6 protein-coding genes are annotated in these 6999 nt (G+C 41.9%); 2 read left to right on the forward strand and 4 right to left on the reverse strand.

Annotation, left to right across the window (positions count from 1 at the left end; genetic code table 11):
* A partial coding sequence (locus tag AACY61_RS06440) for a GH3 auxin-responsive promoter family protein (protein WP_339610758.1) occupies nucleotides 1-644 on the forward strand: 644 nt, incomplete at its 5' end.
* Here the strand turns inward: AACY61_RS06440 and AACY61_RS06445 are convergent.
* The 4 genes from AACY61_RS06445 to metG form a co-directional block, all read right to left on the reverse strand.
* Complete coding sequence (locus tag AACY61_RS06445; RefSeq protein WP_339610759.1) at nucleotides 641-1216, reverse strand: hypothetical protein; 576 nt, start codon at nucleotides 1214-1216, stop codon at nucleotides 641-643. The two genes, AACY61_RS06440 and AACY61_RS06445, sit on opposite strands and share 4 nt — an antisense overlap.
* Nucleotides 1217-1387: 171 nt before the next feature.
* Nucleotides 1388-2293, reverse strand: coding sequence for a histone deacetylase (locus AACY61_RS06450; protein WP_339610760.1), 906 nt, complete (start codon nucleotides 2291-2293; stop codon nucleotides 1388-1390).
* Nucleotides 2294-2350: 57 nt separating this feature from the next.
* Nucleotides 2351-4480, reverse strand: a complete 2130-nt coding sequence (locus tag AACY61_RS06455; protein ID WP_339610761.1) for a Tex family protein — start codon at nucleotides 4478-4480, stop codon at nucleotides 2351-2353.
* Between the two features lie 116 nt (nucleotides 4481-4596).
* Nucleotides 4597-6654 carry a methionine--tRNA ligase gene (metG, locus tag AACY61_RS06460; protein WP_339610762.1) on the reverse strand — a complete coding sequence of 686 codons (2058 nt, stop codon included), beginning with the start codon at nucleotides 6652-6654 and terminating at the stop codon, nucleotides 4597-4599.
* A gap of 83 nt (nucleotides 6655-6737) precedes the next feature.
* Here metG and AACY61_RS06465 point away from each other — a divergent pair.
* On the forward strand, nucleotides 6738-6999 hold a 262-nt coding region (locus AACY61_RS06465), incomplete at its 3' end, for an LD-carboxypeptidase (protein WP_339610763.1).

Consider the following 6999-nt stretch of genomic DNA (forward strand, 5'->3'; position numbering starts at 1 on the left):
TAGTTGACAACGGGATTTACTTTGAGTTTGTACCGTTCAAGCCGGAATACATCAAGCCAGACGGGTCCATCACAGAAGATGCGCCTGCTCTAACACTTGCAGAAGTAAAGGAAAATGAAGATTACATTATTATTATCAGTACGGTTTCAGGAGCTTGGCGATATCTGATAGGGGATACCATAGCGTTCACCGATGTGAGCAGGCAAGAAGTCAGGATTACCGGCAGGACAAAATTCTTTTTAAACGTGGTGGGTTCGCAACTTTCGGTCAATAAAATGAACGATGCCGTGAGGGAACTGGAACGAAAATTTTGTACAGAAATCCCTGAATTTACATTGGCTGCCATCAGAATAGATGGGGAGTTTTACCATTCTTGGTATTTGGGTGCAAAAAAGAAACTTAAAAATGAGAAAGTGGCTCAAGCTTTGGATACTGCCCTGAAAAACGCTAACAAAAACTACAAAGTAGCTCGGTCAAAAGCGCTAAAAGGTGTCAAAGTAAAAACCATCCCACCAAGTGTTTTCTATGAGTGGAATGCAGCTAATAAGAAAAAAGGAGGACAGGTCAAGATGGAAAAAGTCATGAATGAAGAAAAGTTTTCAGAGTGGGAAGCATTTGTAAAAGCACAACTCAACGGCAATTAATTTACTTCTATTTTGTTAAGTTCATCTACAAGCACCATTATTTCCTCAGGGGACATATATAAGCTTTTTATTCGGTTTTTGTAGTTATCAGAAAGACTGCTATGGTTAAGTATAAAATCTTTAGTTGCCAGAATGTAATTTCCCATACCATGATTTACAGCAAAGGTATCCGCCGTTCTTTCAGCTTCTTTTATGAAACCGTTAGAAAATAAATACCGAACACCAAATACAATCATATTAAATCCACTGCGCTCCCTGTAGTCCATAATATGCCCCAATTCATGTCCAATCCAGCCAATTAGCACATCTGTTGGAACTTCAGCTACAGTGAAAACTTCTCCTTCTATGGTTACACTTTCACTCATCATTACAAAATAAGCCCTCTTTTTCTTATTTTTAAAAACATCCATAAACCTGGGCTGTGCCTGCATAAATGATTTTTTGATATTAGTTTTGAATTTAAATTCGATAGGTGTATCAGCCAGTTCCGGGTAATGAGATAAGGCAATGGTAACTTCTTTTAGTATGGATTCAGGGATTACTTTATTTTTTAAAAAGTTAGTATCGTTCATAGGTTTTGAAAAGGAAAAATTGATGCAAATAAAAAATAGGAAAAAAAACATTGAGGTTGATATAAAATACTGGTATTTTTGGGGTGTTTTTTTTCTCATTTTTATAAAGATAAGGTTTGCAGAAGAGTTATAAAAAAAATTAATGAAAATTTTAAGAGATAGACACAGACTCTACCAAAAATAAATCTCCTGTGCCAGCCTGTACGTATTGGCATGCGCTTCTACAATAATTTTAAGGTCCGGTGAGTAGCCACCACCCATACTGCACATTACAGGAATTTTATGATCCTGGCAGGTTTTTAATACATAACGGTCGCGTTCTTTGCAACCTGCTAAGGTGCAGCCCAGCCTGCCAAGTTTGTCACTTTCCAAAATATCCACGCCACACAAATAATAAATAAAATCGGGCTGTTGTTCTTCAATCAACCTTGGAAGGGTTTCTTTAAGGATTTTTAAGTACTCAGCATCTCCCGTGCCATCCCCCAAACCTATATCCAGGTCTGATTCTTCTTTTTGAAACGGATAATTACCGGCACCGTGCATAGAAAAAGTAAATACCAAAGGATCATTTTTAAAGATTTCGGCAGTACCGTTGCCCTGATGCACATCAAGATCGACAATAAGGATTTTTTTGGCGAGACCATTTTTTTGCAAATACCGGGCGCCAATCGCCTGGTCGTTGTATAAGCAAAACCCTTCCCCGCGATTGCTATATGCGTGGTGTGTGCCACCGGCAATGTTCATAGCGATGCCATATTTCAAAGCAAATTCACTGGCCAGAATGGTTCCCTGTGTGATGATGCTTTCCCTTTTTAGCAAAGGTTCACTTAACGGAAACCCTATTTTTCGCGCAGCACTTTTGCTTAAGGTCTGGTTTTTTAAGTCGTTAATATAGTCTTGGGTATGTACCGCAAGGATATGGGCTTCATCGGCAACTTGAGGCTCAAAAAAATTATTGGAAGCACAAGTTCCCTCGTGCAATAGCTGCTGAGGAATCAATTCATATTTGTCCATCGGGAAACGGTGCCCTTCCGGTAGCGGGTGTTTGTAACTATGATGATAAGCTATTTTGAGCATTTTATATTTTTAGTACACGACAAAAAATTTACTTAATCCGCATCATCCGCGTGCTATTTACAACTTATGCAGCTTCAACTGTATCCGTTTTCGTTCCACATCCACATCGAGTACCTTAACAACTATTTGCTGGTGTAAACTCACGTGGGCATTTACATCACTTACAAAACCATCAGCGAGGTTGGAGATGTGTATCAACCCGCTTTCTTTAATGCCGATGTCCACAAAACATCCAAAATTAGTAATGTTGTTAACAATACCTGGCAGTAATTGTCCTTCCTTTAGGTCGGTTATGGTTTTTATGTTTTGGTTAAAAGTAAACACTTTAGCCTGCTCGCGGGTGTCGAGTCCCGGTTTTTCAAGTTCGTTGATGATGTCTTCCAAGGTGAGGAGCCCCACATTCTCACTTATATACTTTTCTTTTGGGATACTTTTTAAAACCTCCGTATTTCCAATTAAATCTGAAACATCCATTTTTAAATCCTTAGCGATTTGCTTGACCAAGCCATACCTTTCAGGATGCACAGCCGAGTTGTCCAAGGGATTCTTACCGTTTTTGATGCGTAAAAATCCGCCGCTTTGTTCAAAGGCTTTTCCGCCCAGGCGCGGTACACTTTTTATTTCTTCTCGTGAATTAAAAGGACCATTCTTTTCGCGATAAGCGAAAATATTTTCAGCCAGTTTGGGTCCCACGCCTGAGACATAGGCTAATAAAGAAGGGCTAGCGGTATTGATATTCACTCCCACAGAATTGACGCAACGTTCCACCACACGGTCAAGTGCTGTTTTCAATTTTGTTTGATCCACATCGTGCTGGTATTGACCCACGCCAATGGATTTGGGCTCGATTTTAACCAATTCTGCAAGTGGATCGGCAAGACGCCTCCCAATGGAAACGGCACCCCGCACAGTGACATCATAATTGGGAAATTCTTCACGTGCAATCTTGGAAGCCGAATAAATAGAAGCACCCGCTTCACTCACCACAAAAACCTGTATGCTGTTTTTAAACTGGATTTTTCTGATAAGTCGTTCCGTTTCGCGGGAAGCGGTTCCATTACCAATGGCAATGGCTTCAATTTTATGGGCATCTGCCAGCGAACTGATCTTTTTGATGGCTCCCTTTTCATCATTTTGTGGTGCGTGCGGAAAAATGGTCTCGTTGTGCTTTAAGTTGCCTTGTGCATCCAGACACACCAGTTTACAACCTGTTCTAAAACCAGGGTCAATGGCCATAATGCGCTTTTCACCCAAGGGCGCGCCTAGCAACAGCTGCTGTAGGTTTTTGGCAAAAACCTGAATAGCCGTTTCGTCAGCAGCTTCTTTGGCAGCATTGAGCCGCTCGTTTGACAAGGCCGGGAAAAGCAAACGTTTGAAACTGTCTTTGATAGCCAATTCAATCTGGTCTGCACATTCATTTTGCGATTTGAGAATCCTTCTTTCAATGGCTGAAAGTGCTTTTTCCTCGTCAATTTCGATTTTTACTTTGATAAATCCTTCGGTTTCTGCGCGCAAAATAGCGAGCAAGCGGTGTGAGGGACACGTTTTTAACGCTTCTTCCCATTGAAAGTAGTCACGGTATTTCTGGGCTTTTTCGTCTTCAGTTTTGTCTTTTGCTACTTTGCAGGTGATAAGTGCAAAGTTTTCTAATTGTTTCCGCAAAGTGTTTCTAATGTCTGTGCGCTCATTGACCCATTCAGCGATGATGTGTCTGGCACCTTCCAAAGCATCTTCTGCTGAAGCGATTTCGCCTTTCACATATTTTTGCGCTATGGGCTCAAGGTCAGTGGCATTTTGTGCCATGATGATTTTGGCGAGGGGTTCCAGTCCGTTTTTACGGGCGGTTTCGGCTTTGGTTTTTCGGCTTTTTTTGAAGGGAAGGTAGAGGTCTTCAAGGGTGTTGAGGTGGGTGGTATTTTCAATAGCCAATTGCAACTCTGACGTTAAAACGTCTTGTTCTTCGAGCGCTTTTAATATAGTGGCTTTACGTTTTTCGAGGGCTTCAAATTGTTCTTTAAACTGAACGATGTCACCAATTTGCACTTCGTCAAGGTTGCCTGTGCGTTCCTTGCGGTAACGGGCAATAAAGGGAATGGTGCAGTCTTCATTCAATAACTGAACGGTGTTTTTTATACTGCCAGGGGGCAGTTGGGTGTTTTGGGAGATGTAGTGGAGGAGTTGCTCCATGGGTGATTTTGTAATTGATTACTAAAAGATTAGCCCCTAGATATCGCAGATGTGCGCAGAAATACCAATGAAAATATACGCGAAAATCTGCGGGAGAAAATTAAATTGTCCAATTTTTAATTAATCGTCATACCATTACCGACACCATCAACGTCAGGATTCAGGAAAACCAGTTTACCTTCAGCATTTTCAGTCATTAAAATCATTCCCTGGCTTTCAACGCCACGTAGTTTTCGGGGTGCTAAATTGATAAGTATGGTGACTTGTTTCCCGATGATTTCTTCCGGGATAAAGCTTTCTGCTATTCCTGAAACCACAGTGCGCACATCCAGTCCGGTATCAACTTTTAGCACCAGTAGTTTGTCTGCTTTGGGCATTTTCTCTGCTTCGATGATGGTGCCAACGCGCATATCGAGTTTGGTAAAATCATCAAATTGTATCGTCTCTTTTTGTGGCATGAGTTTTGGTTTTTCAGTAGTGGTTTTTTCTGTTTTATTAGAAGCTTTGGTCGCTTCCAGTTTGTCTAATTGTTGTTGGATTTGCTCGTCTTCAATTTTTGAGAAGAGCAGTGCGGACTCCCCGATTTGATGACCGGTTTCCAAAGGTTTCAAAGTACCCCAGCTTTCAGCATTATAGTTTAAAATGGTTTTTAATTTTCTTGAAGTAAACGGAATAAAGGGTTCACTTAAAACGGCCAGCGCCGAGGCGATTTGCAAGGCGACATACATCACGGTTTTGGTGCGTTCTTCATCGGTTTTGATGGTTTTCCAGGGTTCTTCATCAGCCAGGTATTTGTTCCCCAGACGTGCCAGGTTCATCAATTCACCTTGCGCTTCGCGAAAACGGTAGCGCTCAATGGAGCTGCCAATCACTGCCGGATAGGCTTTCATTTCATTGAGGGTTTGGGTATCAATTTCCCTTAATTCGGAAGGTTGTGGCACGTGGCCTTCATAATATTTATGAGTCAATACCGCCACACGGTTGATGAAGTTTCCAAAAATGGCCACCAACTCATTATTGTTGCGCGCCTGAAAGTCTTTCCAGGTAAAATCGTTGTCTTTAGTTTCAGGGGCAGTTGCTGTTAGTGTGTAACGCAAGACGTCTTGTTGCCCGGGGAAGTCTTCCAGATATTCATGCAACCAAACTGCCCAGTTTTTGGAGGTAGAAAGTTTATTGCCTTCCAGGTTCAGGAATTCGTTGGCGGGCACATTTTCTGGCAGGATATAGCTGCCTTCTGCCTTGAGCATGGCCGGAAAAATCACACAGTGAAAAACAATGTTGTCTTTACCAATAAAGTGAACCAGTTTGGTATCATTACTTTTCCAATAGGGTTCCCAGTCTTTCCCTTCCCGGGCGGCCCATTCTTTAGTGGACGAGATATACCCTATGGGAGCATCAAACCAGACATAAAGTACTTTTCCTTCAGCGCCTTCCACGGGAACGGGTATGCCCCAATCCAGATCGCGCGTTACCGCTCTGGGGCGCAGCCCATCATCAATCCAAGATTTTACCTGTCCATAAACGTTGGGTTTCCAGTCTTTTTTGTGGTCAACGAGTATCCATTGTTTTAAGAAGTCTTCATAGTTTTCCAAAGGGAGGAACCAGTGTTTGGTTTTTTTTAATATTGGAACTGCACCGCTAATGGTCGATTTTGGGTTGATTAAATCGGTTGCATTGAGCGAGGAGCCGCATTTTTCACATTGGTCGCCATAAGCCTCATCATGGCCGCATTTGGGGCAGGTTCCGGTGACAAAACGGTCTGCGAGAAATTGGTCTGCTTTGGGATCATAAAGTTGTTCTGTGACTTCCTCGATGAATTTCCCGTCCTTAAAAAGTTTTTTAAAGAATTCTGAAGCTGTATCGTGATGAATTTTTGCCGAAGTGCGGGAATAATTGTCAAATGTAATCCCGAAGTCAACAAAAGATTGTTTGATGATGTTGTGGTATTTATCAATCACTTCCTGAGGAGAGATACCTTCTTTTTTGGCTTTCATGGAAATCGCCACACCGTGTTCATCGCTTCCGCAGATAAAAGCGACATCTTTACCCTGGAGGCGCAAATAGCGTGCATAAATATCTGAAGGGACATAAACCCCTGCCAGGTGGCCAATGTGAATGGGGCCGTTTGTATAAGGCAAGGCTGCCGTGATGGTGTAGCGTTTGGGAGTAACCATAAGTTTTTGTGTATTTGACGCAACAAAAATAAGGATTCACAAGGAGAAATTCTTTATTTTGCAGACTAAGAAATAAAAGTATCATGATTTCAATTCCGAATCTTAAAAAAGGAGATGCTGTAGCCATCGTTTCAACAGCCCGAAAAATTTCAAAAACTGAAATACAACCGGCTATAGATTTATTGGAGTCCTGGGGATTGGAAGCGGTAATTGGGGAAACCATTGGCGCAGAAGAAAACCAGTTTGCGGGAAATGATGCTTTTCGCGAAAGCGATTTACAAAAGATGCTCGACAATCCAAACATCAAAGCCATCTGGTGTGCAAGAGGCGGGTATGGAACTGTAA

Source organism: uncultured Planktosalinus sp. (genome assembly GCF_963973675.1).
GTDB lineage: Bacteria > Bacteroidota > Bacteroidia > Flavobacteriales > Flavobacteriaceae > Planktosalinus.

Bases quoted from the DNA above. Each gene is read 5' to 3' on its own strand.
- AACY61_RS06445 (WP_339610759.1), bottom strand. From the start codon at position 1,216: ATGAACGATACTAACTTTTTAAAAAATAAAGTAATCCCTGAATCCATA.
- AACY61_RS06450 (WP_339610760.1), bottom strand. From the start codon at position 2,293: ATGCTCAAAATAGCTTATCATCATAGTTACAAACACCCGCTACCGGAA.
- AACY61_RS06455 (WP_339610761.1), bottom strand. From the start codon at position 4,480: ATGGAGCAACTCCTCCACTACATCTCCCAAAACACCCAACTGCCCCCT.
- metG (WP_339610762.1), bottom strand. From the start codon at position 6,654: ATGGTTACTCCCAAACGCTACACCATCACGGCAGCCTTGCCTTATACA.